This is a genomic window from Bradyrhizobium sp. USDA 326, from assembly GCF_049739485.1.
Lineage (GTDB): Bacteria > Pseudomonadota > Alphaproteobacteria > Rhizobiales > Xanthobacteraceae > Bradyrhizobium.
The window spans coordinates 166,158-191,606 of the sequence record NZ_JBMGQA010000001.1; the positions used below are offsets into that span (position 1 = coordinate 166,158).

Below are 25,449 nucleotides of genomic sequence, written 5' to 3' on the forward strand. Positions count from 1 at the left end.
CGATGGCAAGCCCGTCCTCACGCTATGACCTGACCGGCCGCACCGCTCTCGTGACCGGTGCAGGCGGCCTGCTCGGCCGGCAGCATGTCGCGGCGCTCTCCGAGGCTGGCGCGCGCGTCGTCGTCACCGACGTCGGGCTTGCGCAGGCCGAAGCCGCCGTTGCCGCGCTCAAGCAGAACGCGCCGTCCGCCGACCTGATTGCGCTTGCGATCGACGTCACCACACTCGATTCGGTGCGCGCTGCGCACGAGCAGCTTTCCAGCCGTGCCGTCTCCATCGACATCCTCGTCAACAACGCTGCAATCGATCCCAAGGTGACCTCCGCACCCGGCGTGATGCATTCCTCCCGCTTCGAGGCGTTTCCGGTGCCGCAATGGCAGACCGAGATCGCCGTGGGCCTGACCGGCGCGATGCTGTGCGCGCAGGTGTTTGGCGGCGCGATGGCCAAACGTGGTCGCGGCGTGATCCTCAACATCGCCTCCGATCTCGGCGTGATCGCACCGGACCAGCGGCTTTACCGCCAGCCGCAGGTGACACGCGAGGAAGAGCAGCCGGTGAAGCCGGTGACTTATTCGGTGATCAAGCACGGCCTGATCGGGCTGACGAAATATCTGGCGACCTATTGGGCCGACCATGGCGTCCGCGTCAACGCGATCTCTCCCGGCGGCGTCTTCAACAACCAGGATCCCGCTTTCGTCGAACGACTGACGCGCCTGATCCCCATGGGCCGCATGGCCGAGGTCGACGAATACCGCGCTGCGGTGCAGTTCCTCTGCTCGGATGCCTCCAGCTACATGACCGGGCAGAACCTAGTGATCGACGGCGGCAGAAGCGTGTGGTAGCGGCGCAAGCGCCCACGCGCGACGGCTTTCCGGCCCGAGGGCGTCCCCTCATGAGAATTCTCGATCCACGGTCACCATTTCTGAGATACACGTCCGCGGGACATTGATCACGGCCGACCTCTGACGGGTTTGTCGGATTCAGGCCGGACGAGAACATCCATCTCTGACTGCCCTCCGCTTGGAGGCGCGAGAGCCGGCTCCGCTCCTGCGGAAACTCGGTCCGCCATGAGCACGATCAGCAGCTTGGAGGGCAACCTGCGGCCGGCGACGTAGTAGGAAAAGAGGCACTTCGACCTCGATCGGATTTGCTTCCGAGTCCGCCCCCGCAACCTTGCGTTGCGCCTGCGCCCCCCCTATAATCAAAGCTGGCTATGCGATTTGGTATCCGCCTGAACAGCCGGATCAGGGCCCATCCTGGACATCCACCACGACGACCGTTCGTCAGCACCATGCCAACCACGACGTCCATTCAACCGAGGAATCGCTGACGTGCGTTGGCAGACAAAGGCGCGAGCGTTCTTGGTGCTGTCGAACATCCCCTTTGGCGAAGACATCCACTACGCCCTGCAGCGCTACGTTACACGACGGCTGCCCCGGCCCGAGAAGCAGGTCAAATCCGTCTACACGCTCGCGCGGCGGCTGCTGGGCGTTCACCAAGCGTACAGTCTACGGCCGCTACGGGATTCGACCTGCTTCGAGCTCGGCACCGGGCGCGATCTGATCATTCCGCTCGCCTTCAGCGCGCATGGAGCGCAGCGCTTCATCACGGTCGACATCGCGCGCTTGGCCAAGCTGGAGCTGATCCGCTCCAATGCCGCCATCATTTCCAGACTCAGCGGCACCAGCCACCCCGATATCAATTCCCTTGACGACCTCAAACGTTCCTGGAGGATCGACTATCGCGCGCCAGCCGATGCCCGGACGACAGGCCTTCCGGCCGGTTCGATCGACTGCGCGGTCTCCGTCGAAACGCTCGAACACATTCCCAAGGATAACATCGCGGCGATCTTGAAGGAGCTGCGACGCATCATTCGTCCTGACGGACTGGTCCTCATGCAGATCGACTATGGCGACCACTTCAAAGGCTTCGATCCGTCCATCAGCTCGTTCAACTTTCTGACCTATTCCGAGGAGGATTGGGCGCCTTTCCAGTCGCGCTTCCAGTACGTCAATCGTTTGCGCCACAGCGAGTATCTGAAACTATTTAGAGAGGCCGGGTTTGAGCTACTCAGCGATCAGCCCGATCGTCGGCCGCCGGAGCGGCATATTCTGGAACGATTGGCACCATGCTTCACAGGCTTCTCCGAAGAGGATCTGTTCACGCTTGGCGCCCTGATCATCTGTCGTCCGGCCGATCCATCGAACCAAAATTGAAGTCGCGATTTGCTCGTTGCTGTGCAGAAGTGCGGGCTGTGTCAGGGCAATTGCGGACGTCGCACCACAAAGCGGCGAAACAATCGAGTCCTGTCGGCCAGCACCAACGGAAGAATGGGGGCCCGCTCCTCGACAATGATTGCCGCAAACAGCGCAGCAATCTTCACCCAATATGTCGGCGTCGCGACAAAGTTCAGCATGCCGCCGATGTACATTACGTAGATGCCGTACAGCACGTAGAAAGATAGAGCCGCCGTCAGATATCGTTCGACGATGATTGACCGGATCATGACAGCTGAGAGGAGCGCAGTGAGCCAACCGGCCCCCAGCAGAAAGATCCAGCCGAAATAGGGACCAAACAGTTCGAAGAAAATTTCGGGAAACCCGCCGGCGAATTGAAAACCGCCTGTGATGTGTTCGGTCGTCCGCGGCTCGCCAATGGTTTCGGACATCAGAAGTTGCGGGGTCGTGTTCCGTCCCGCAACGATGGGACGGTCGAACAGAAAATCGAAGACGTGGCGCGCATCCCAATCTCCGTGAACCAGAACGCGTTGATAGGACGCCCATCCTATCTCCGAGGGCTGCACCAGAACGCGCTCCACGAAAGCATCCAGCGCCGCATGACCTTCGAACCCTCGAACCCTGGTCAGATTCCAATAGAGCGCGAATGCAATCATCGTGGCCGTCAACACAATGACGCCAATGCCGGCCAGCACGATGCGACGGTCGGTAATGCGGGGCAGCAAGCTGAACAAACTTGCGCTCCCGAGACCTCGCGCCTGAACGATCAGCACCGCGGAAAACGGTATGACAAAGAACGAGCAAAATCGGTAAAAGGGCGAGAAGCGTCCGCCTACGAGAAATATGTAGAAGACGAGGACGGCCAGCAATCCCACAAAGCGGTAATCGTATCGCTGGCGTCGCAGTCGCTCGGCCGCAAACATGGTCCCCCACCAGAAGCAGAGCATGTCGCCTCGCTCGATCACCAGACGATGGAGAAAATTGGCCTGTTCGTTGAAGGTCCAACGCTCGATCTTGGCAAACAGCGGAATGACACCTCCTTGAAGGAGGGCAGCGAAAAGCAGGATCAAGAAGAGGATGGACGCGTAGAACGTGACGTCGGAAAGGGTCAGCTGGGATCGGGGCGCAGGCAGTCCGGGAATCGGAGCCGAGCGCGCCCATTCATCGAGCGAACGGGAGTTAAAGACCCAAAGGAAGGGAAGAAGCGTCAGAAAATACGCAATCGACTGGAACACCGACATGACGCCGGGTCCAATGAACATCTGCAGTTGGGACGAGAACAAGGGCCCCGCCAGATCGATGTAGAGCGACGAAATCGTCCGCCATGCGAAAGTGAACAAAAGGAAAACAAGACAAACAAAGATGGTCGACCTGAACAGTCCCAACCAAACGATGAAGAGTAGTATGGAGGCTCCAGCCAGAAGGGTCATTGCCGAAGTCCTACCCGAGACGAGCGGGCCGCCTCAGAAAAAAGGTCAAAAGACCGACGAAGAGCAGAATGCCCAAGCCCGCCAGGATGGCTCTTTGCACGAGATTGACTTCCCTCGGCCCTTCCGTCGCGGGAGGCGATCCATCCTGTGGACCCGTCATCCTCACGGTGCGTTCAAGGTAAGCCAGTAGAGCAATGCGCGTATCGATGTTGAGCATCCTGTCGACCGAAGTCCCAGGACTCTCCACGAGGGTAGAGCCGATGGAAATCCCGTCCGGCCGAGCCGGCGTGAATTCCATCTTCTTCAATGCATCGCTGAGCACCGCTCTTGCATCTTGCAGGCGCGCGCGCATCGAACGCAACAACTCCATTCTCGGTTCGAGCAACCTTTGGTGCGCAGCCTGGATCGCAAGAACAGCTTGTTGAAGCAGGGTCACCGCCTCCTCCTTCGAGGCGGAACTCGCCTCCAGGCGGATCGACGAATCGCCAATAACGATCCCGCGCAATGAGGCTCCACCGAACGCCCGACGCGAGTCGGGAAAGGCCTTCCGAGCATCGGCCAGAACAGTGCTCTGAAATTGGACCGTCCCGATTCGCGTCACCAGATCGCGGGCACTTTCCACGGGTTCAACTCCTGCTCCAGCGGGCCCGAGAATACTTTGAAGGGAGGGCACTGTACCAATCGCGATCGTCGAGGTCGCGGTCCAGGATTCCACCCTCTGCCCGACGGCAAGGGAGCCAAGAGCAGCCAACAGGATTGCCCCGATCATGAGCGAAAGGACCCAATGTATCCGCACTATTCGGACAGCACCATGGAACCATCTCGCGAGCTGCTGAAACGCTGGAGCTCGCGACGTACGCTCGGCCATAGGCATGTGACTCTTGTCCCCGGCAACCCCCACAACACGGATGGGGAACCAATCACTTATCATACTGAGCTATCTCTGGTTGATCAATCGGCCCATGGCAAGGACTCTCGATGAACGATCTCCGTATGAGCGCCCGCCTGCGCTCCGCGCCGCCGGTTCGTTCAACAGGAGAGTCCACGACTTCTCCCTTGCTCGTTGCCTCCGAGCGTCGCTACGCGTAAACAGAGAACACAACGGTTTCTGAGGCAGCGAGCAGTGCGCCATTGACAAGCGTTGGTGCGGGGTCTTTGTCACTCAGTGTCGCTCCACCAGGCCCTTTATCAACGCTCGACCGACGTTGTGGGAATATCCGGCCACCACAGCTCAATTCAACGAGAGCCAGAACCTTGAGACAGACATTTGTTGCTCACCTTCGACGGAGGTGCCGAGGGGGAGAGCCGTCATGCTGAGACAGGCCGTCGTCCTCGTCGGGGGGCTCGGCACCCGCCTCGGCGAACGCACCAAAACCGTGCCGAAGCCGATGCTCGACATTGGAGGGCGGCCGTTTCTCGACACGCTGATCGACGAGCTCGTACGTTATGGCGTGTTCGATGAAATTCTCCTGCTTGCGGGCCACAAGGCGGAGATCGTCGAGACGCACTACGCCGCGGCCGCCAGGGGATCGACGCGAATCATCGTGTCGCGCGAGACCGAGCCGCTCGGCACCGGCGGTGCGCTCGTGCACGCGCGAGATCTGCTGCATGACCGCTTCCTGCTGCTCAATGGCGATTCGCTGTTCGATTTCAACCTGCTCGACCTGATCGTGCGCGCCCAAGGGGGGCACGTTCACATGGCGTTGCGCGACGGCGTCGTCGGCGACCGCTATGGGCGCGTCCTTCTCGACGGTGACGTAGTGCGTGACTTCATCGCCCCGGGTGTGGGTGCCACGGGACCCGTCAATGCCGGTATCTACATCATCGACAAGTCCGTTCTTGCCGGCATCACAAAGCTTCCCGCCTCGCTCGAGCAGGACGTATTCCCTGGCCTAGCCAATTCTGGCGCGCTGCGCGGCACCGCCTATCGCGGTTACTTTATCGACATCGGCATTCCCGACGATTTTGCGCGCGCCGACCGCGAATTGCGGGACAAGCTGCGGCGGCCGGCCGTGTTTTTCGATCGCGACGGCGTGCTCAACCATGATTCAGGATACACTTTCGAGGCGCACAAGCTCGAATGGATCGAGGGCGCACGCGAGGCCGTGAAGGCCGTCAACGACGCCGGCTATTTTGCCTTCGTCATCACCAATCAATCTGGAGTCGCACGCGGCTATTACGAGGAGCATCACGTGGTCGCGCTGCACCGCTGGATGGCGGACCAGATGGCACTGATCGGCGCGCATGTCGATGCGTTCGAATATTGCCCCGATCACCCTGAAGGAACCGTCGCGCGCTATTGCCGCACTAGCGACCGGCGCAAGCCGGCGCCGGGCATGATCACCGATCTCGCGCAGCGCTTTCGGATCGACATGACGCGCAGCATGGTGATCGGCGACAAGCCGAGCGACATCGAAGCCGCTCGTGCAGCCGGCCTCGCCGGCCACTTGTTCGAGGGCGGCAATCTGGAGACCTTCGTGAGACAGCGCCTCATCCCGGCCGGCCAAGCCTAGGCGCGTATCACGAAAACTGCTGCATCCCCCGGCATTTGGCAGCTTTCCAGTGCTGCTCTGTTGCGCGCAACCGCCAGTGTGCTATAGCGCACATCTTCTTGTGAACACAGGCTTAATCGCCTTCTGGGGTCCGGCATGGCAGATCTAAGTGGCGCCCGCGTCCTCGTTACCGGCAGCGACGGCTTCATCGGTTCGCATGTCGTCGAGGAGCTGGTGAAGGCCGGGGCCCGCGTCAAGGCGATCGTCTACTACAACTCCTTCAATTCCTGGGGCTGGCTGGACACGGTTCCCGCCGACATCATGAAGTCGGTGGAGGTGGTCGCCGGCGACATCCGCGATCCGCATTTCATGATCGCAACCGCCAGCGGCTGCACCGACGTGCTACACTTGGCGGCGCTGATCGCGATCCCCTTCTCCTACGTTGCGCCCGACTCCTATGTCGACACCAACGTGAAGGGCACTGTGAATGTGCTTCAGGCGGCGCGCATGGCTGGCGTGCGGCGCTTCGTGCAGACCTCGACCAGCGAGGTCTACGGCACGGCGCAGATCGTCCCGATCAAGGAGAACCATCCGCTGGCGGGCCAATCGCCCTACTCCGCCTCGAAGATCGCGTCCGATCAGATGGCGCTGTCGTTCCACGCCTCGTTCGACATGCCGGTCGTTGTGATCCGCCCGTTCAACACCTTCGGCCCGCGGCAGTCGGCGCGCGCGGTGATCCCTACCATCATCAGCCAGATCGCGACCGGCAAGCGCAAGATCCGTCTCGGCGCCGTCAGTCCGACGCGGGACTTCTCCTTCGTCACCGACACCGCGCGTGGCCTCATCGCAGGCCTCAGCGCGCCGGCCGAGCAATGCGTCGGCCAGACCATCAATCTCGGCAGCGGCTTCGAGATCTCGGTCGGTGCGACCGTCGAGATGATCGCCGATGTCATGGGGACCACGATCGAAATCGAGACCGACGAGGCGCGCCTGCGTCCCGCCAACAGCGAGGTCGAGCGGCTCTGGGCCGACAATTCCAAGGCACGCCAGCAGCTCGGTTGGAGCCCTGAATTCGGCGGTGTCGAGGGCATGCGTCGCGGCATGGTCAAGACCGTCAACTGGTTCACCAATCCCGCAAACCTCAACCGCTACAAGGCTGACGTCTACAATGTCTGAGGTGATGGTGGACAGTGTCGTGACCAGCTCAGACTTCAAGGCGGAGACGATCGTGGACGCCGTGCGGCACGCGGTGGGAACGCCGAACGGCGTCCTCGGCCTGCACGAACCGGTGTTCGCCGGAAACGAGATTGCCTACCTCGAAGAGTGCATCAAGAGCACCTTCGTTTCCTCGGTCGGCCCCTTTGTCGATCGGTTCGAGCGCATGCTGGAGGAGCTCACCGGCGCCAAACGTGCGGTCGCCGTCGTCAATGGCACGGCCGCCTTGCATGCCTGCTTCAGACTCGCCGGCGTCGAGCCCGACGACGAGGTCATCTCGCCAGCGCTGACCTTCATCGCGACGACGAACGCGATCGCTTATTGCGGCGCAAGGCCGCATTTCGTCGACAGCTCGCTTGCCACGCTCGGCATGGATCCCAACGCCCTCGCGGTGCGCCTTGGGGCGATTGCGGAGCGGACCGCAAGAGGCACGATCAATCGCGAGACCGGACGCCGCATCGCGGCGATCTCGCCGATGCACACGTTCGGGCATCCCGTTGCACTCGACGAGATCGCAGCCATCGCGCACGACTGGGGCATTGCGCTGGTGGAGGATGCCGCGGAATCGCTCGGCTCGACCTACAAGGGTCACGCCGTCGGATCGCGGGCACGGCTCGCGGCGCTGAGCTTCAACGGCAACAAGATCGTCACCACAGGCGGCGGTGGTGCCATCCTCACCAATGACGAGGAATTGGGACGACGCGCGAAGCATCTCACCACGACCGCGAAGCTGCCGCACAAATGGGCCTTCGTGCACGACGAGATCGGCTTCAACTACCGCCTGCCCAATCTGAACGCCGCGCTCGGCTGCGCGCAGCTCGAGCAGCTCGAAGGCTTCCTGGCGAGCAAGCGCCGGCTGGCGGCTACCTATGAACGTGCGTTCGCGCATGTCCCGGGGGTACGCTTCTCGCGGGAGCCGAAGGACACCACGAGCAACTACTGGCTGAATGCGATCCTGCTCGACGAGGCGCATGCCGAGCGGCGCGACGACGTGCTCACGGCGCTAAACGAAGCGGGCTTCGGCGCGCGCCCGGCCTGGACCCTGATGCACAGGCTGCCGATGTTCGCGCAAAGCCCCCGCGGCGATCTTTCCGTCGCAGAATCCATCGAACGCCGGCTGATCAACCTGCCCAGCAGCGCAAGCATCAGGCCTCGCGATGAGTAGTGGCGGACGAAAAATCTGCTTCGTCACCGGGAGCCGGGCCGATTTCGGGCTGCTGGTCTGGCCGATGCGTGCCATCCGTCAGACGCCAGGCCTAACGCTTCAGCTCATCGCCACCGGCATGCATCTCGCGCCGGAATTCGGCTACACCTTCAATGTCATCCACGAGGAGGGGTTTGAGGTCGACGAGCGCATCGAGACGCTGCTGAGCAGCGACAGCGGCGCCGGCGTCGCCAAATCGGTCGGACTCGGCGTGATCGGCTTTGCCGACGCCTTCACGCGGTTGCAACCAGATCTCGTGGTCGTGCTCGGCGACCGCTTTGAGATGTTCGCGGCCGCGCAGGCCGCAATGTTCATGCGACTGCCGATGGCGCATCTGTTCGGCGGAGACGTCACCGAAGGCGCCGTCGACGAATCCACGCGCCACGCCATCAGCAAGATGTCGCATCTCCATTTCACCAGCAATCAGGGTTCGACCCGGCGGTTGATGCAACTTGGCGAGCACCCGTCCCGTATCCATACCATCGGCTCGGTTGGCATCGACGCCATCAAGCATCTCGATCTGATGAACCGCGACGACATAGGCGACGCGATCGGAATGCCGCTCGGCGAACGCAATGCACTCATCACGTTTCACCCCGTCACAGTCGAAGCCGGGCGGTCGGTGGCCGAGCTGGACGAGTTGTTTGCTGCGTTGTCGACACTCGATCCCGCTTTCCGTCTTATCTTCACGCTCGCCAATGCCGATGCCGAAGGCCGCGCGCTGAACGAGCGGACCAAGGCCTTCGCGTCGGGCCGACCGAACACGATCGCGGTCGCCTCGCTCGGACAGCTCCGCTACCTCAGTCTGATGAGCCAAGTAGACCTGGTGATCGGCAACTCCTCGAGTGGCGTGCTCGAAGCACCTTCCTTCGGCGTTCCCACGGTGGATATCGGCGACCGTCAGAAAGGGCGTGAGCGCGCGGTCTCGGTGTTTCACGCCGCGCCCGAACGTGGCGCAATTGCCGCCGCCATCGCGGCGGGGCTCCAGCGTGGCCGCGAAGACACCGTCAACCCCTACGGCGACGGCGAATCCAGCCGGCGATTTGCCGACATTGTCGCTAAAATCCCCGATTTCAGGCGGCTTCTTGCCAAGGGCTTCTACGAACTTCCCGCAAGCGGAGCGCGGCCATGACGACGCACACGCTGATCATCGCGGAAGCCGGCGTCAATCACGACGGCAGCCTGGAAAAGGCGCTGGCCCTAGTCGATGCGGCAGCCGATGCCGGTGCCGACATCGTCAAGTTCCAGACGTTCAATGCGAAGGCATTGGCGGGCGGCGCGGCGAAGAAGGCCGACTATCAGCAGCGCACCACCGATGCCGGCGAGAGCCAGCTGGCCATGCTGAAGCGTCTCGAGCTGCCGCAGGCTGCGCATGATACGCTGATCGCGCGCGCCAAGGAGCGCGGCCTCGAATTCCTGTCGACGCCGTTCGATGATGCGTCGCTCGGCTTCCTCTTGTCGCTGAAACTGCCGCGGGTCAAGATCGGTTCGGGCGATCTCACCAATGCGCCGCTGCTCCATGCAGCGGCGAGGGCCGGCGCCATGCTGATCCTGTCGACCGGCATGGCAACGCTCAGTGAGGTCGAGGAAGCGCTGGGCGTATTGGCCCATGGCTATGCGCAGCGCAAGGATCCCGCAGGCGTCGCCTCATTCCGCGCAGCATGGCGCGATCCGGCGGCGCGCGCCGCGCTGGCGCGGCACGTCAGCCTGCTCCATTGCACGACCGAATATCCCTGCCCCATCGCCGATGTGAACCTCGCCGCGATGGCGACGATGCGATCGGCGTTCCAGCTTCCGGTCGGCTATTCCGATCACACCGATGGGTTCGAGATTTCGATCGCCGCAGTCGCGCTCGGCGCGGCCATCATCGAGAAGCACCTGACGCTGGATCGCGATGCGCCCGGCCCCGACCACGCAGCCTCACTCGAGCCGGACGATTTCAAGCGCATGGTCAGCGCCATCCGCAATGTCGAGGCCGCGCTCGGCGACGGCGTGAAGACGCCAAAGGAATCCGAGATCAGGAACGTCCCGGTGGCGCGCAAGAGCATCGTGGCGGCGCGCGCGCTGAGGGCCGGCGAGATCATCGGACCGGCCGACATCACGGCCAAGCGGCCGGGCACCGGACGGCCGCCTATCGATTATTGGTCCTTGATCGGAACAGCGGCGCCGCGGGCGCTCGAACCGGACGATCTGGTTTAACGACGAGGCTTTGCAGGAATCCCGCGCAGTACGGAGCCGGGCGGCCATGAAGCCGTGACGACAGAACCCATCGCCACCAGCGTATCATTGCCGAGAGAAATGTGATCGCGGACACGGCTGCCGAGCCCCACAAAGCTGTTGTCGCCGATCTCTGCCCCGCCGCCGATTACGGTTCCGGGAGACAGATGCGTGCAGTGCCCGACTCGCACGTCGTGCTCGACGATCGCGCCGGAATTGATGATGCAGTGATGGCCGATCATGCTGCGCGCATTGACGATCGCACCCGGCATGATGACGCTGCCTGCACCGATCGTTGCCGACGGCGAGACGAACGCGCGCGGATGAATTACCGACGCCCAGCGCTTGAGCTGCAGCCGGCCGACCATCTGCCGGCGCGCAGGCCCCGCCTGCATCGTTCCTATCCCGACCACGAAGGCAGCATCCGGATAGTTCGACGCATCGTCGTCGGTTCCGAGATAGCGCGCATCGCCCAATGTTCCCGGCTGGCGATCTAGAAAACCCATGACGTTGAACTGGCCCGACAGGAGAGCGGCCTCGTAGACCATGAAGGCATGCTCACCGCCACCGATGATGATCAGATCGTCCATCGCGATTCCCCTGCACCGATCAACCCTAGCGACCGGGCTGCGGCACTTCAAACCGCCCGGCCTGACCAGAAAAACACTAGGATTAACAAGGTCCGCGCCGGGGCCCCTGGCGGGGTTGACGCCGCCTCTCGCAGCCGCGATATAGCAGGCTCAGCCGTGGGCCGCCCCCAATATCTTGCGTATACGAGGCAGATTGCCATGAAATCCTGGCGCAAAGCCGTCGTCGGTACCCAGGCGACCGTGGGCGAGGCCATCGCCGCGATCGAGAGCGGAAGCATCCAGATTGCGCTGGTGCTCGACGACCAGAACCGTCTGCTCGGCGTGGTCACCGACGGCGACGTCAGGCGCGGACTGCTGCGCGGCATTCCCCTCACCGGACTTGCGACCGAGATCATGAACCGGGCACCGGTGTCGGCCCCTGCGACGTTGCCGCGCGAGGATCGCCTGCAGCTGATGCGGCAGAGGTCGATCAAGCAGCTGCCGCTTGTCGACGGGGGCGGCCATCTGGTTGTGGTCGAGACGCTCGATGAGCTGCTCGAACCGCGTCATTATCCGAACCCTGTGTTGATCATGGCCGGCGGGCTCGGTGAGCGTCTGGGCGCGCTGACGCGCGATGTGCCGAAGCCGATGCTCAATGTCGGCGGCCGACCACTGCTCGAGACGATCGTCCGTAACGTTGTGCAGCAGGGTTTTGCGAACATCTTCATTTCGGTCAACTACAAGGCCGAGACGATCAAAGACTACTTTGCCGATGGCGCCGCCTTCGGTGCCAACATCCAATACGTGCACGAGACCGAGCGACTCGGTACCGCCGGTGCGCTCGGACTGTTTTCGACTCCGCCGGATCTGCCGATGATCGTCACCAACGGCGACATCCTCACCACAATCAACTACGGAGCGCTTCTCGACTTCCACAACGGAACGCCGGCGGAAGCGACGATGGCCGTTCGTGAGCACAAGGTGCACGTCCCCTATGGCGTGGTTTCCACGTCGGAGGGCTTTCTCCAGACCATTCGCGAGAAGCCGACCGAGAGCTGGTTCGTCAGTGCCGGCATATATGTGATTGGAAGCTCCGTCTTCCGCCATGTCGCCCCAGGGGTCAGCATCGATATGCCGACCGTGTTGGAGCGCGTGATCGCCGATAAGGGACGCGTCGCCGTCTTTCCCATTCGCGAGTACTGGCTCGATATCGGCCGCCTGGAGGATTTCGAGCAGGCGCATGCCGAGTTTCACGAGGTCTTTCCGTGACCTCTACAACCGCCGTCGTGGTTGGCCTCGGCTCGATCGGCGCAAGGCATGCGCGGGTCCTGCACGAGCTCGGCCTTCGAGTCGCGACAGTCAGCCGGCGCGAAGGCGGCGACTACGGATCGATCGCGCAGGCCGTCGCGGCGGCGCATCCGGACTACGTGGTGATCGCTACCGAAACTGCACGCCATGCGGACAATCTGCAAGAGCTTGCGCAGATCGGGTTCCATGGCAGAGTCCTCGTCGAAAAGCCGCTGTTCGCAACACCGGCACCGGCCCCGAAATATCCCTTTGCCCATGTCAGCGTCGGATACAATCTGCGCTTTCACCCCGTGATGACGGCGCTGGCGGAAAGATTGCGCGGGCGCGACGTGATCACGGTCGGCGCCTATGTCGGCCAGGACATCAGGGACTGGCGGCCGGGCCGCGATCACCGCGCGACTGCATCCGCCACGGCCGATGCCGGCGGCGGCGTGCTGCGGGATCTCAGCCACGAGCTGGACTATCTTTTGTGGCTGTTCGGGCCATGGCATCGCGTCGCAGCGCTCGGCGGGGCCTCCGGAGCTCGCGACGTCGACGTCGACGACCACCTCGACCTGTTGCTGGATATGCAGCGGGCGCCATCGGTGCACGTCCACATGGACTATCTCGATCGCCAGGGCATCCGCCGCATTCGCGTCAATGTCGACGACGACACCATCGAGGCCGATCTCGTCGGCAGCCGTCTCACGGTCAACGGCAGGGCAACAGAGATCCCCAGCGAGCGCGACCAGAGCTATCGCGATATGCATGTCGCGGCGATGCGTGGCGCGAGACCGGTCTGCTCGCTGCCCGAGGCGCTCGGTGTCGTGCATCTGATCGACGCCAGCGAGCGCGCGCTGCGCACCAAGACCTGGGTATCGCCATGAGTGTCGTCTGCACCATCTGCGCGCGCGGCGGCTCTAAAGGCGTCGTCGGCAAGAACGCGCGAGACCTCCTGGGCAGGCCAGTGCTCGCGTGGAGCATCGCGCAGGCGCGCGAGACCGGCCTATTCGATGCGATCGCTTTCAGCAGCGATTCGGACGGCCTGCTCGACGCCGCGCTGAAGGCCGGCGCCGACATCGCGGTCAGGCGTCCCGACGAGATGGCGACCGATACCGCGCCAAAGCTGCCGGCGATCCGCCATTGTCTCGAGCAGGCGATCGCGCAAATAGGCACGACGCCGGAGATCTTCGTCGATCTCGACGTCACGTCGCCGCTCAGGCTGCCCTCAGACATCGCAGGTGCAGTGGCACTGCTGCGCGAGAGCGGCGCCCGCAACGTCATTACCGGGGCGCCGGCGCGGCGCTCGCCCTATTTCAACCTTGTCGAACAGCGCGCCGACGGCAGCGTCGGCCTCTCCAAATCGGCCGATCCCCCGGTTACGCGACGGCAGGATGCGCCTCGCTGCTTCGACATGAACGCGTCGATCTATGTCTGGCGCGTCGCGTCCTTTCTGGAGCAGCCCGCAGTGTTCTACCCGGACACGCGCTTGTTCGAAATGCCGGAAGAGCGCTCGATCGACATCGATTCCGATCTCGATTTTGCGCTGGTGGAACTGTTACTGCGCCAACGACTGCCGGCCTGAGGAGGCTCAAGCGATGACCACGAGCTTCAAGGCTCTGTTCGATCTGACCGGGCGCACTGCCGTCGTCACCGGCGGGTGCGGTATCCTGGGGCGCCGCTTTGCCGATGGCCTTGCCGAGTTCGGCGCCAACGTTGCGATCGTCGATCTCGATCAGGCCGCAACCGATGCCGCGGCAGCCGACGTCGCCTCACGCCATGCCGTGCGCGCCGGGGGCTACGGCTGCGACATCACCAACCCTGATGCGGTGCGCAACACGGCCGATGCGATCGAGGCCGACCTCGGACCGGTCTCGATTCTGCTCAACAACGCGGCCAGCAAGACCCGCGACGTGGACGCCTTCTTCGCGCCAGTCGAGGAATTCTCGCAGAAGACCTGGCGCGAGATCATGGCTGTCAATCTCGACGGCATGTTCACCGTCGCGCAGGTGTTCGGCGGCCGAATGGCCGAGCGCGGCTACGGCTCCATCGTGCAGACCGCATCGATCTACGGCCTGATGGCCCCCGACCAGCGTATCTACGAAGGCTCCGAATATCTCGGCCGCGCCATCAACACGCCCGCGGTCTACACGGCGTCCAAAGCCGGCGTTATCGGCCTGACCAAGCACCTGGCGACCTACTGGGCAGCGAAGGGCGTTCGCGTCAACACGCTGACCCCGGGCGGAGTCGAGAGCGGACAGAATGAGACCTTCAAGGCGCGCTATGGTGCCCGTATCCCGCTTGGCCGCATGGCCCGCGCCGACGAGATGGTTGGGACGATACTGTTCCTGGTGTCCGACGCGGCGTCCTACGTCACCGGCCAGAACATCGCCGTCGATGGCGGCCTGAGCGCGTGGTGAGCCGGGCCATGCCATGCTGAAGCGCCTTGTCCAGAACACCGTGGTGTCGGCGATCGTCTTCGGACTTGTCGCCGTCCTCGGCGTCATCGTCATCCCGATCATCATTCGCACCTGGGGCGTCGCCGAGTTCGGATTGATCGTTCTGACGCGCCTCTTCCTACCGTCCGGGCTGATCGGGGTCATCGATTTTGGCCTGGCGGAAGTGACCACGCAGGTGGTGGCGCGCGCCAGGGAGCACCGCGATTGGCGGCTGGCCGGCGGTCAGCTCCTGTTGCTGACGGTGGTCTCGCTGCTGCTGGCCATCGTGCTCAGCGCTGCGATGTGGCTGACGGTGCCGTTAATCGTTGCTCAGTTCAAGGTCGAGCCGGCTCACGCCGCGAGCTTCACCAACATGCTGCTCGCGACGGCGGCGAGTAACCTCGTGCTGTTTCCGGCGCTGGTGTGGGAAGGCGTCGTCAAGGGCTTCGAACGTTACGGGCTGCTGCGGCTCTGCGAATTCTTGACAACCCTGCTCTACGTGGGCGCCACCATCCACGCTGCGCGATCCGGGCAACCCTACGAGGTGGTGACTTACTATTTCCTCGGCAGCGGCTTGTTGCGCGCGCTGATCCTGCTCGGCGCCTCGATCGCCGCGCTCAGTCGCACGCGGATCAGGCTGTCGGTACCTGTCGCGGCGGTCAGCCGCGAGGTGATGACGCGCTGCATCCTTGTGATGCAGGGCAAGTTGATCGGCGGCATCATTGCGCCGATCCAGCCGTTCCTGATCGGCATCTATATCGGTCCGCAGAGCGTCGGCATCTATGATACGCTGGTCAGAATTCCGCGGCTCGCCAAAGTGGTCGCGAGCCTGCTCATCTCGGCGATGCTCCCGGTGGTCAGCCGGCTTGATCAGCGCGACAACCACCGCCAGTTCAACCGGTTTGGTGAAACGGGCATCATGATGCTGCCGATCGTAACCGTGCCGCCCTTGGTCGCGGCCGCGGTGATGTCACCCGCGATCATGCATATCTGGATCGGACCGCAGATTGTTCCTTACGCCCACTGGATGGGCCTGATGTTCGTGGTCACGATGTGCTTTCAATATGTGATCTTCGGTAACACGCTGTTCATGACGCGCACGAAGGTTCAGGGGCGGCTGAACATGCTGATGATGATCCATCTGGCGGTCTGGGCGGTTGTGACCCTTGCGGCCGTCAACGTCTTGTCCGAGCGGGCCTTCATTCTCGGACAGACCATTGGAACCGCAGCGATCGTACCATGGCAGCTCATGATCTTCGTCAAGGAACTCGCAATGGATGCGAAGCGCTTCTGGGTTGCCATCCTGATCCACTGGACGATCCTTGCGATCGCTGCGCTTCTGCTCGCCGCCATCCTCTATTTCGCGCCCGAGCCGGGGATCGTCACCCTGACGGGGCTGATGGGTGCGTTTTGCGCCGCCACATGGGCAGCACAATACTTCCTGGTCCTGAGCGAGGATCAACGCGGCCAGATTGGCTCTCTTGGACGGACCTATTTCGGCCGAAAGGGCGTCTCACCGGCCACACTTTAGGGTGGCAAAGGAGGGCGCCTTGAGGTTAAAGAGACTTGCTTTCCTGCGATCGGGCAACCCCACATGACGACCATCGATGCCGGCGTGAAAACACCGAAGAAGCAGAAGATCAACCAGTTTCGGCGCCTGTTGTGGCACATCAACCGGACGGATCTCGGCTGGGTCACCAAGGCGGCCCTGACAACTCTGCAACCGGGCGCACGGGCAAAGCGCGTCGCACTGCTCAATCAGCTTCCCTCGAAAGCGGAGTGGAGCGAGGCAAGCCGGAAGCTCGACCGGGAGGGCTACGTCGACGTATCCACGCTGGTGGACCGCGGCCTTGCTGAAGCGGTCGCGGCAGTCGCGGACAACAAGGTGAGCCGGCTGAACGAGCTCTCCGACAAACAGCAGCTCGGTCACAAATCCTTCTGGGTGAGCCTCCTGGACGAGGATCTCGTCGACGGTGCTTTCGCGACCGACCATCCCTTCGTTCGCTATGCGCTGCAGCCGGCGGCGCTGCGCATCATCGGCGATTTCATGCGTGATCTGCCGCAACTCTCCGACGTACTGCTGACGCTGTCCCAGCCGACTCCGAACCAAGCGCTGAGCTATTCCCAGCTCTGGCATCTCGATCACGACGACAAGCGTGTCTGCAAGCTCTTCATCTACCTGACCGACGTCCGCGACACCGCCGACGGTCCGTTCACGTTCATTCCCGCCGGCCCCTCCAGGCCGTTCCGAAACACGCTGAAGAGCCACATGAACGATGCGACGGTGTTCGCCAAGACCGGGCCCGACGCGGTCAAGGAGATGGTTGCGCCGCGCCTGTCGTCCTTCATCGTCAATACGGCCCGCTGTCTGCACATGGGAAGCCGGATCCAGTCCGACCACAGCCGCCTGCTCTACACCGCGACATACATCCAGCAGCCGCGCATCTATCCCGAACCGCGCCCGCGCTTCCGGGCGAGCGGAGCCCTGACGGACGTCGAGCGCGCCGCGATGCGCCTGTGAGCCGCACCTGCCTGGAGCTCACATCTTGCGCATAGGCCTGGTGGTCGATCACCCCAAGCGTGACCTGCCGGGGGCAGTCATGCTCGGCTATCAATTGGCGCGGCGCGGCGTCTCCGTCGTGCTGGTGCCGATGTACGAGCAAGCTGTCGACGTTCCGCGGCTTGGGCTCGACGCGCTCGTCGTCAACTACGCGCGTCCCGTCAATCTCGATCTGATGCGCAGCTTTGCGCGGGCCGGGCTCGCATTGTACGTGCTCGATACCGAAGGCGGCGTGCTCGCGGAAAAGGGCGGCAACTCGCCGCGGGCAATGGCCGCCCACATCAAGGACAGCGGCTACGCCGACATCCTGGCGGGCTATTTCTTCTGGGGCAGCCGGCTGCACGAGGCCTTCCTCGCGGCCGGAACCATGAAGCCGGAGCAGCTTCACCTCACCGGATGCCCGCGCTTCGACTTTGCGGCGCCGCGCTGGCGCGCGCTGCTCGATGGCGAACCGCGCGACTACCTGCTGGTCAACGCCAATTTCCCATTGGTCAATTCACGCTTCACCGGCAAGCCGGGCGGCGAGCGCGAAGCGATGGTGCGGGCCGGCTGGGATGGGGCCTATGTCGATCGCTTCATCGCGGACCTGAAGCAGGTCTTCGCCAACTATCTCGCCGAGATCGACCGGCTCGCCGCGGCGCGGCCCGATCGCACCATTCTGGTGCGTCCGCATCCCTTCGAGAGCGAGGAGGTCTATCGCAACGCGCTTGCGCGCCACGCCAACGTCCTGATCGACGGCAGCGGCAGCGTACTCGACCGCATCCGCAATGCGGCCGCGGTCGTTCATCTCAACTGCGGCACGGCCGTCGAATCGGTCCTGCTCGGAAAGCTTCCGCTCCAGCTCGAATATCTGAACACGCCGATCACCGCCGGACATGCAGCGCTGCCCGCGCGCGTGAGCAGGCCGGTCGCCTCGTTCGAGGAGCTGCTTGGCGCGATCGACCGCATCGAGCGCGAGACCGAGACATTCGATTTCGCCCGGGTTCATGCCGCCGATATCGAGGCCTTCTTTCATCTCAACGACGGGCAAGCCGCCGAACGCGTCGCTGATGTCCTGACGCACGCTGGGGCGACGCGCCGGCCCTACGTGTCGTTGCTGGCGACCGTGAAGGGCACGCGCGACAAGCCGAGTGTCGGTCAGATCGTCAAAGGCGCTGCCAGCGCCGCGCTCGGATCGGCCGTGACGGAACGGCTGCGCAGCCGGTTCAACCCGGCCCGGCGTGACAAGCAGATCGGGCCGGTCTTCGTCAAAACCCTGCTGCAGCGTATCGCAACTCATGACCGTGCGAGCCCGGCGCAATTCACCGCAAGACGCGCGCACTGCGCGACGACAGGCCTGCCGCTCGCGAGCATCGCCATCGAACCCGCCCGATAGAGTCATGACCACATCCGCAAAGACCATTCTCATCACCACGCTTGCCGAATACCAGACCCGGTTCTGGATTCCGGTCGCGCAGCGGCTGCGTGCGGCAGGCAACGACGTCGAATTGCTCGCCTTTGACGATCGCAGCGCCGAGATGTCGGCGGCAGAAGGCGTGCCGGTCACGAACATGTATCGCGACGGCCTCAAGACCGGTCCGTCGCCCGACGATCGCCGCGCGTTCGACGCGCGCGTCGTCGCCTACGGACTCGACGGGACCAATTTCCTGTTCAGCCATGAGCGGTTCACGTTCGGCATCCGCGACACCGCCGCGCTTCGCCGGCGGTTCATGATCTATGCCAACGCGATGGAGGCGTTGCTCGACCGCCTGGACACGCAGGGCAAGCGCGTCGAGCTGGTTCAGGAGCTCGGGGGCTTCCTCTCCGTCATCGCGAGCTTCTACGCCGCCAGGCGTCGCAACATCCGCAACTGGTTCATCGAGCCATCGTTCTTTCGTGGCCGGATGTATTTCACGCCCGACAGTCTCGCCGCGCCCGACGTGATGCCGACACCGGCGGATACGGTGTCGGCAGAGGTACGCGCCTATCTCGACGACACGCTGAAGCAGCGGGCGATCGTCATCCCCAAAAAAGACCAGCATCATTATTCGGCGGCCTTCAAGAAGGTCGTGAACCTGCGCAACGCCCGCCGCCTCTCCGAAAAGCTGTGGGACCAATTCGCGCTCGGTAAGCATCAGGAGTTCGGACACAATCTGCGTCACGCCCGCGTGCACGCGGCGATGGCGCTCAACGCGACGCGGCTGCGCAAGCTCTACAAGCCGATCCCCGGGGCGCCCTTCGTCTACTATCCATTCCACGTTCCGGCCGACATGGCGCTGACGCTGCGCTCGCCCGATTATCTCGACCAGGTCGCGACCGTCGATTTCCTGCTGCGGACGATTCCGGACTCGCATGTGCTGGTGGTGAAGGAACACCCCGCCCAGATCGGTGCGATCTCGGCCGATCGCCTGTTCGAGCTGGCGCGCCGCTTCGACAATTTCGTGTTGCTGCCGCCACAGACCAACAATTACACAGTGCTCAACCGCGCCGATGCGGTCATCTCCGTCAACAGCAAATCGGGCGCCGAGGCCTTGCTGCTCGGCAAGCCGGTCGTGGTGATGGGCGATGCGTTCTATCGCTCCTGCCCGCTGGTCTACGCGGTCGACCGACTGGCGGACGTGCCCGCGCGGCTGCGCGAGGCGCTCTCCGCCGGCCCATTCGATCCAGCCAAGGGCGCACCCTATTTCGAATCGGCCTGGCGCAAGTCTTATCCGGGCGAACTCTATATCAGCGATCCCAAGCTGCTCGACACGTTCGCGGCCTCCTTGTGCGCCGCGATCGCCGAGCCCGCTCGCGCGCATTGAACGGACCCGTCATGCCGCTCGTCTCGATCATCACCCCATCCTGGAACGTCGAAGGTCTGATCGAGGAGACCATCCGCTCGGTGCAGAGCCAGAGCTTCTCCGATTGGGAGCTCCTGATCGCCGACGACTGCTCGACCGACAGGACACCGCAGATCATCGCTGACATCGGCGAGCGCGATCCCCGCGTCAAGCTGATCCGGCAGGCGAAGAACGGCGGGCCGGCGCTGGCGCGCCAGGCCGCGATCGACCGGGCGCAGGGCCGCTATCTCGCCTTCCTCGACAGCGACGATCTGTGGCTGCCCGAAAAGCTGGAGCGGCAGCTCGCCTTCGCGAAGGCGAAGCAGGCGGCGCTGAGCTACACCGCCTTCCGCCGCATCAACGAGACCAGCACCGTCACCGGACGGCTGATCGAGGTGCCGGCCTCGCTCACTTACGGGCAACTCCTGAAGAACACCGCGATCGCGACTCTGACCGCGATGGTCGATCGTGAGATCTCAGGCCCCATCGCGATGAAGAACGAGGGTTACGACGATTTCTGCCTGTGGCTCTCGATCCTCAAGCGCGGCCATACCGCATACGGCCTCAACGAGGATCTTGCTCGTTACCGCGTCAGGGGGTCCTCAGTGTCGAGCCGCCCGATGCGCTCGGCCAAATGGGTCTGGCAGATCTACCGCAATGTCGAGCACCTCTCCCTGGTCCGATCGGCCTGGTGCTTCGGCCATTGGGGCGTGCGGGCCTGGTTGAAGCGGCGGGAATTCTAGGCTGATCGCGGCCCCCCCGGCGCGCCCACCGTGTAAAAAGCGCGAAAACAACCCCATGCGCAGTAGAGGTGTTTAGATACCTCGATCCAAGGCATTTGGCTATTGGCGAGTCCGGCCGTTGCCGATACCACTCAGCCGCTCCCTTGCGAACAATCTGGAACCGATCATGCCGTTTGAAAACTACAGGAACAGCCGCATCCTCGTGACCGGGGGAGCCGGGTTTATCGGATCGCACCTTTGCGAGCGACTGCTTAGTTCGGGAGCCGAGGTGGTGTCCGCGGACAATTATTTCACAGGCAGCCGGCGCAACATTGCGCATCTGATCGCAAATCCGCTGTTCGAGGCTGTCCGGCACGACGTCACCTTCCCGCTCTACATCGAGGTGGACGCGATCTTCAACCTGGCCTGCCCGGCCTCGCCGATCCACTACCAGCGCGATCCCGTGCAGACCACCAAGACCTCGGTGCACGGCGCCATCAACATGCTGGGGCTCGCCAAGCGACTCAAGGCGCGCATCTTCCAGGCCTCCACCAGCGAGGTCTATGGCGATCCGCTGATCCATCCGCAGACCGAGGATTACTGGGGCAACGTCAATCCCATCGGCATCCGCTCCTGCTACGACGAAGGCAAGCGCTGCGCCGAGACGTTGTTCTTCGACTATTGGCGTCAGCATGGCCTGCCGATCAAGGTCGCGCGCATCTTCAACACTTACGGCCCGCGCATGCAGCCCAACGACGGTCGCGTGGTGTCGTCCTTCATCGTCCAGGCGCTCAAGGGCGAGCCGATCACCGTGTTCGGCGACGGCGGTCAGACCCGCTCATTCTGCTATGTCGACGACCTCGTCGAGGCCATCATGCGGTTGATGGTGAGTGCAGAAGACGTCACCGGACCGATCAATCTCGGCAACAATTCCGAGTTCACCATCCGCGAGCTCGCCGAGAAGGTCATCAAGCTCACCGGCTCGCGCTCCCGGCTCGAGTTCAAGCCGCTGCCGCAGGATGACCCGCGTCAGCGCCAGCCCGACCTCGCCAAGGCGAAGGCTGTCCTGAACTGGGAGCCCAAGGTCGCGCTCGAGGACGGGCTGAAGGAGACGATCGCCTATTTCAAGCACTCGCTCGAAATCGCCTGATCCGGCTCGCAACGTCTCTCGTCCGCAGCGAGCCTGTTCGCCATCAGCGAGCCGTCCGACATCATCAGCCATCTCCGATCGCGGCTGACTCGAAGGCCGCACTGGCGTCAAGCGAGCAGCAAACCGCTGCCGTGCAGATCGTGGAGAAGGTCAACGGGGCTGACGGGTACGGGAACATCCTGATTTACCACCGCCTCAGCGGGCATCGACGGCGCGGACGTGACCTCCGCGCCAACCCACCCGGGCATCGGATCTGGCGCCTCCGGCGGGCCGGACAGTGGCGCCTCATCGAACTTGAACACGAGAGCACTGTCACTGGGCGGCGCAGCGCCGACGGCGCCATCGCCGTTGAGATCCTGCTGGAGCGTCGGCTCCAGGGCTTTCAGAGACGGATCGGACCCGAGCACTTCGGAGGCCGCGGCGAGCGTGCTCAGGAAGTTGCCGTTGCTGTCCGTGCTCCACACCGAATAATGCTGGTTCGATGAACTCTTCCAGACGACGTCGTAGCCGCCGCCCGCTACCTGCTCGGCGCCAATGACCGTCCACACGCCCCAATTCGCCGCGACCACCGCAGACCCTGCATATTTCAGGACAGGTCCGGTGCCGCTCGAGATGCTGTTCAGGTGGTAGTTGTCGCCGGACAGGACTACGCTGGTCGACCCGAACGTCTCGATCGTGGTGTCACTGACGGCCGGCACGCCAATCGTGCCATCGCCATTGAGATCCTGCTGGAGCGTCGGCTCCAGGGCTTTCAGAGACGGATCGGACCCGGGCACTTCGGACGCCGCGGCGAGCGTGCTCAGGAAGTTGCCGTTGCTGTCCGTGCTCCACACCGAATAATGCTGGTTCGATGAACTCTTCCAGACGACGTCGTAGCCGCCGCCCGACACCTGCTCGGCGCCAATGACCGTCCACACGCCCCAATTCGCCGCGACCACCGCAGACCCCGCATATTTCAGGACAGGTCCGGTGCCGCTCGAGATGCTGTTCAGGTGGTAGTTGTCGCCGGACAGGACCACGCTGGTCGACCCGAACGTCTCGATCGTGGTGTCACTGACGGCAGGCACGCCAATCGTGCCATCGCCGTTGAGATCCTGCTGGAGCGTCGGCTCCAGCGCTTTCAGAGACGGATCGGACCCGAGCACTTCGGAGGCCGCGGCGAGCGTGGTCAGGAAGTTGCCGTTGCTGTCCGTGCTCCACACCGAATAATGCTGGTTCGATGAACTCTTCCAGACGACGTCGTAGCCGCCGCCCGACACCTGCTCGGCGCCAATGACCGTCCACACACCCCAATTCGCCGCGACCACCGCAGACCCCGCATATTTCAGGACAGGTCCGGTGCCGCTCGAGATGTTGTTCAGGTGGTAGTTGTCGCCGGACAGGACCACGCTGGTCGACCCGAACGTCTCGATCGTGGTGTCACTGACGGCCGGCACGCCAATCGTGCCATCGCCATTGAGATCCTGCTGGAGCGTCGGCTCCAGCGCTTTCAGAGACGGATCGGACCCAAGCACTTCGGGGGCCGCCGCGAGCGTGGTCAGGAAGTTGCCATTGGCGTCCGTGCTCCACACCGAATAGTGCTGGTTCGATGAACTCTTCCAGACCACGTCGTAGCCGCCGCCCGACACCTGCTCCGCGCCAATGACCGTCCACACACCCCACTTTGCCGCGATCACCGCAGATCCCGCATATTTCAGGACAGGTCCAGTGCCGGTCGAGATGCTGTCCAGGTGGTAGTTGCCGCCAGACAGAATCACGCTGGTCGCCCCGAACGTCTCGAGCACAGTCGTCGTCAGGCTGGCGCTACCGGCCGTGCCATCCGCGAACCGGAAATACTCGACCGCGGCAACGGTATCGGTGCCGTCGGGTGAGCCACCGCGCAGGTCAGTCAGGGTGAAGGTCTGTGCCGCCGTGTTGTACGAAATCGTATAATTGGCTTGGCCGCCCGAATACACCGCCGTGTCGGTGCCCGAACCGCCATTGATGGTATCGTTCCCCGCACCGCCGGTGATCGTATCGCTGCCGCCACCGCCGTTCAGCATGTTGGCGATGGCATTGCCAACAATCGTATCGTTGCCGGACCCGCCGATGGCGTTGTCGATGTAGGAACGCGCATCGCCATTGTAGAGATAGGCGTTGTAGACGTTGCCCGACGCGTAATGGCCATTGCCGAGATAGGCCAGCTGCACGGAGGAGAACACCGACGAGGCGCCGGGATTGAGATTGATGCTCAGGCCCGTCGTGTAGTTCGACAGGTCGTAGGTATCGACGCCGCCGCCATCCCAGACGGTCTCGTAGATGCGGTTGGCCGAGCCGCCGACGCCTCCGCCCGGTGCGAGCTGCCCGACCCCGTTGATGAACTCCTGCCCGGTGGTCGGATTCCAGGTGTAGACGGTGTTGCTGCTCTGGGTCGCGAAGTCCGCGCCGTACATGGTCTGGAGCGCGAGGATATCGTTGGCCATGTAGGTCTGCGGATACCCGTACGCTTCGTTGGTGTAGCCGCTCGTGGTCGAAGCGCCGACATAGCTGCGATAGCTCATGACGGTGTATTCGCTGTCGTCATGCGCGCTCGGCACCGCGACGTTGGCGGGGCCACCGGTCTCCTGGCTGTGTTTGAGACCCACGGCATGGCCGAGCTCGTGCAGCGCGGTGGTGAAGTAGTAATTGCCGAGCTTAGCCAGCGAGAAATCGTATTGGGTGCCGAACCAGATGTCGCCGCCGGACGCATAATTGCCGGGATAGTAGGCGTAGGCGGTCGGATTGGCCGCCGGCGACTGCGCGATCATGATATCGGCACCGTTCGTGCCGGCATATTGGATGTCGGCGTTGGTGTAGCTGAGGATCAGTCCGATTGCGTAATTGATTGCGGCCTGTATCTGCGTGGGTGCCGAGGCAAAGCCCGAGGTGGTCGGCTCGCTGCTGCCACCGTAATAAGGATTGGAATAGTCGCTGGGTGCGTCGGGAAAACTATAGGTGATCGCGCCGGACCATTTATAGCCCGACAGCAGGCCGTCGATTTCGGCGTTATTGGTGGCACTGACGTAAACAGCGGTGGCCAATCGACTCTCCAGAGCAAAGCGTCGCAAATTCGCGGCGAAGGCACATGATTCTAGCTTGAGAGTTAAAC

At 63.2% G+C, this 25,449-nt stretch carries 21 protein-coding genes; 17 read left to right on the forward strand and 4 right to left on the reverse strand.

What is annotated here, in order from left to right; translation table 11 throughout:
* The first annotated feature begins 2 nt into the window (after positions 1–2).
* Both ABIG06_RS00725 and ABIG06_RS00730 read left to right on the forward strand, forming a co-directional pair.
* Entirely contained in the window at positions 3–842 is an 840-nt protein-coding gene (locus tag ABIG06_RS00725) for an SDR family oxidoreductase (RefSeq protein ID WP_124163461.1), read from the forward strand.
* Positions 843–1,331: 489 nt separating this feature from the next.
* Positions 1,332–2,216 (forward strand): class I SAM-dependent methyltransferase, encoded by an 885-nt coding sequence (locus tag ABIG06_RS00730; protein WP_370140656.1) that lies wholly within the window; start codon positions 1,332–1,334, stop codon positions 2,214–2,216.
* Between the two features lie 41 nt (positions 2,217–2,257).
* Here ABIG06_RS00730 and ABIG06_RS00735 read toward each other — a convergent pair whose 3' ends face one another.
* Both ABIG06_RS00735 and ABIG06_RS00740 read right to left on the reverse strand, forming a co-directional pair.
* Complete coding sequence (locus tag ABIG06_RS00735; protein WP_370140658.1) at positions 2,258–3,667, reverse strand: DUF6418 domain-containing protein; 1,410 nt, start codon at positions 3,665–3,667, stop codon at positions 2,258–2,260.
* A gap of 10 nt (positions 3,668–3,677) precedes the next feature.
* On the reverse strand, positions 3,678–4,289 hold the full coding sequence (locus ABIG06_RS00740; RefSeq protein WP_370140659.1) for a hypothetical protein: 612 nt from the start codon (positions 4,287–4,289) through the stop codon (positions 3,678–3,680).
* 688 nt (positions 4,290–4,977) lie between these two features.
* Between ABIG06_RS00740 and ABIG06_RS00745 the strand changes: the two genes are divergently transcribed.
* The 5 genes from ABIG06_RS00745 (at position 4,978) to neuB (ending at position 10,777) form a co-directional block, all read left to right on the forward strand.
* On the forward strand, positions 4,978–6,180 hold the full coding sequence (locus tag ABIG06_RS00745; protein WP_370140660.1) for an HAD-IIIA family hydrolase: 1,203 nt from the start codon (positions 4,978–4,980) through the stop codon (positions 6,178–6,180).
* A 135-nt stretch (positions 6,181–6,315) separates the two neighbouring features.
* Positions 6,316–7,335, forward strand: a complete 1,020-nt coding sequence (locus ABIG06_RS00750) for an NAD-dependent 4,6-dehydratase LegB (protein ID WP_124163457.1) — start codon at positions 6,316–6,318, stop codon at positions 7,333–7,335.
* Positions 7,336–7,354: 19 nt separating this feature from the next.
* Entirely contained in the window at positions 7,355–8,539 is a 1,185-nt protein-coding gene (locus tag ABIG06_RS00755) for a LegC family aminotransferase (RefSeq protein WP_370140661.1), read from the forward strand.
* Positions 8,532–9,710, forward strand: a complete 1,179-nt coding sequence (gene neuC / locus ABIG06_RS00760) for a UDP-N-acetylglucosamine 2-epimerase (protein ID WP_370140662.1) — start codon at positions 8,532–8,534, stop codon at positions 9,708–9,710. The genes ABIG06_RS00755 and neuC overlap by 8 nt, the downstream gene beginning before the upstream one ends.
* Positions 9,707–10,777, forward strand: coding sequence for an N-acetylneuraminate synthase (gene neuB, locus ABIG06_RS00765; RefSeq protein ID WP_370140663.1), 1,071 nt, complete (start codon positions 9,707–9,709; stop codon positions 10,775–10,777). The genes neuC and neuB overlap by 4 nt, the downstream gene beginning before the upstream one ends.
* Here the strand turns inward: neuB and ABIG06_RS00770 are convergent.
* A complete protein-coding gene (locus ABIG06_RS00770; protein WP_370140664.1) occupies positions 10,774–11,385 on the reverse strand; it encodes an acetyltransferase in 612 nt (203 codons plus the stop codon). The genes neuB and ABIG06_RS00770 overlap by 4 nt on opposite strands.
* 198 nt (positions 11,386–11,583) lie before the next feature.
* Between ABIG06_RS00770 and ABIG06_RS00775 the strand changes: the two genes are divergently transcribed.
* The 10 genes from ABIG06_RS00775 to ABIG06_RS00820 all read left to right on the forward strand — a co-directional run bounded on the left by ABIG06_RS00775 (position 11,584) and on the right by ABIG06_RS00820 (position 22,322).
* Complete coding sequence (locus ABIG06_RS00775; protein ID WP_199752333.1) at positions 11,584–12,633, forward strand: nucleotidyltransferase family protein; 1,050 nt, start codon at positions 11,584–11,586, stop codon at positions 12,631–12,633.
* Positions 12,630–13,538: a Gfo/Idh/MocA family protein gene (locus ABIG06_RS00780; protein ID WP_370140665.1), complete on the forward strand. Its 909-nt coding sequence runs from the start codon at positions 12,630–12,632 to the stop codon at positions 13,536–13,538. The genes ABIG06_RS00775 and ABIG06_RS00780 overlap by 4 nt, the downstream gene beginning before the upstream one ends.
* Entirely contained in the window at positions 13,535–14,236 is a 702-nt protein-coding gene (locus ABIG06_RS00785; RefSeq protein ID WP_370140666.1) for an acylneuraminate cytidylyltransferase family protein, read from the forward strand. The genes ABIG06_RS00780 and ABIG06_RS00785 overlap by 4 nt, the downstream gene beginning before the upstream one ends.
* A gap of 13 nt (positions 14,237–14,249) precedes the next feature.
* Positions 14,250–15,071 carry an SDR family oxidoreductase gene (locus ABIG06_RS00790; RefSeq protein WP_370140668.1) on the forward strand — a complete coding sequence of 274 codons (822 nt, stop codon included), beginning with the start codon at positions 14,250–14,252 and terminating at the stop codon, positions 15,069–15,071.
* 13 nt (positions 15,072–15,084) lie between these two features.
* Positions 15,085–16,620 carry a lipopolysaccharide biosynthesis protein gene (locus ABIG06_RS00795; protein ID WP_370140669.1) on the forward strand — a complete coding sequence of 512 codons (1,536 nt, stop codon included), beginning with the start codon at positions 15,085–15,087 and terminating at the stop codon, positions 16,618–16,620.
* 63 nt (positions 16,621–16,683) lie between these two features.
* On the forward strand, positions 16,684–17,610 hold the full coding sequence (locus tag ABIG06_RS00800; RefSeq protein WP_370140670.1) for a hypothetical protein: 927 nt from the start codon (positions 16,684–16,686) through the stop codon (positions 17,608–17,610).
* A gap of 25 nt (positions 17,611–17,635) precedes the next feature.
* Positions 17,636–19,024, forward strand: a complete 1,389-nt coding sequence (locus ABIG06_RS00805; protein WP_370140671.1) for a surface carbohydrate biosynthesis protein — start codon at positions 17,636–17,638, stop codon at positions 19,022–19,024.
* Between the two features lie 4 nt (positions 19,025–19,028).
* A complete protein-coding gene (locus ABIG06_RS00810) occupies positions 19,029–20,432 on the forward strand; it encodes a capsule biosynthesis protein (RefSeq protein ID WP_370140672.1) in 1,404 nt (467 codons plus the stop codon).
* A gap of 11 nt (positions 20,433–20,443) precedes the next feature.
* Positions 20,444–21,193, forward strand: coding sequence for a glycosyltransferase family 2 protein (locus tag ABIG06_RS00815; RefSeq protein WP_370140673.1), 750 nt, complete (start codon positions 20,444–20,446; stop codon positions 21,191–21,193).
* A 166-nt stretch (positions 21,194–21,359) separates the two neighbouring features.
* Positions 21,360–22,322 (forward strand): UDP-glucuronic acid decarboxylase family protein, encoded by a 963-nt coding sequence (locus tag ABIG06_RS00820; RefSeq protein ID WP_370140674.1) that lies wholly within the window; start codon positions 21,360–21,362, stop codon positions 22,320–22,322.
* Positions 22,323–22,429: 107 nt separating this feature from the next.
* Here ABIG06_RS00820 and ABIG06_RS00825 read toward each other — a convergent pair whose 3' ends face one another.
* Entirely contained in the window at positions 22,430–25,381 is a 2,952-nt protein-coding gene (locus ABIG06_RS00825; RefSeq protein ID WP_370140675.1) for a M10 family metallopeptidase C-terminal domain-containing protein, read from the reverse strand.
* Positions 25,382–25,449 lie beyond the last annotated feature (68 nt).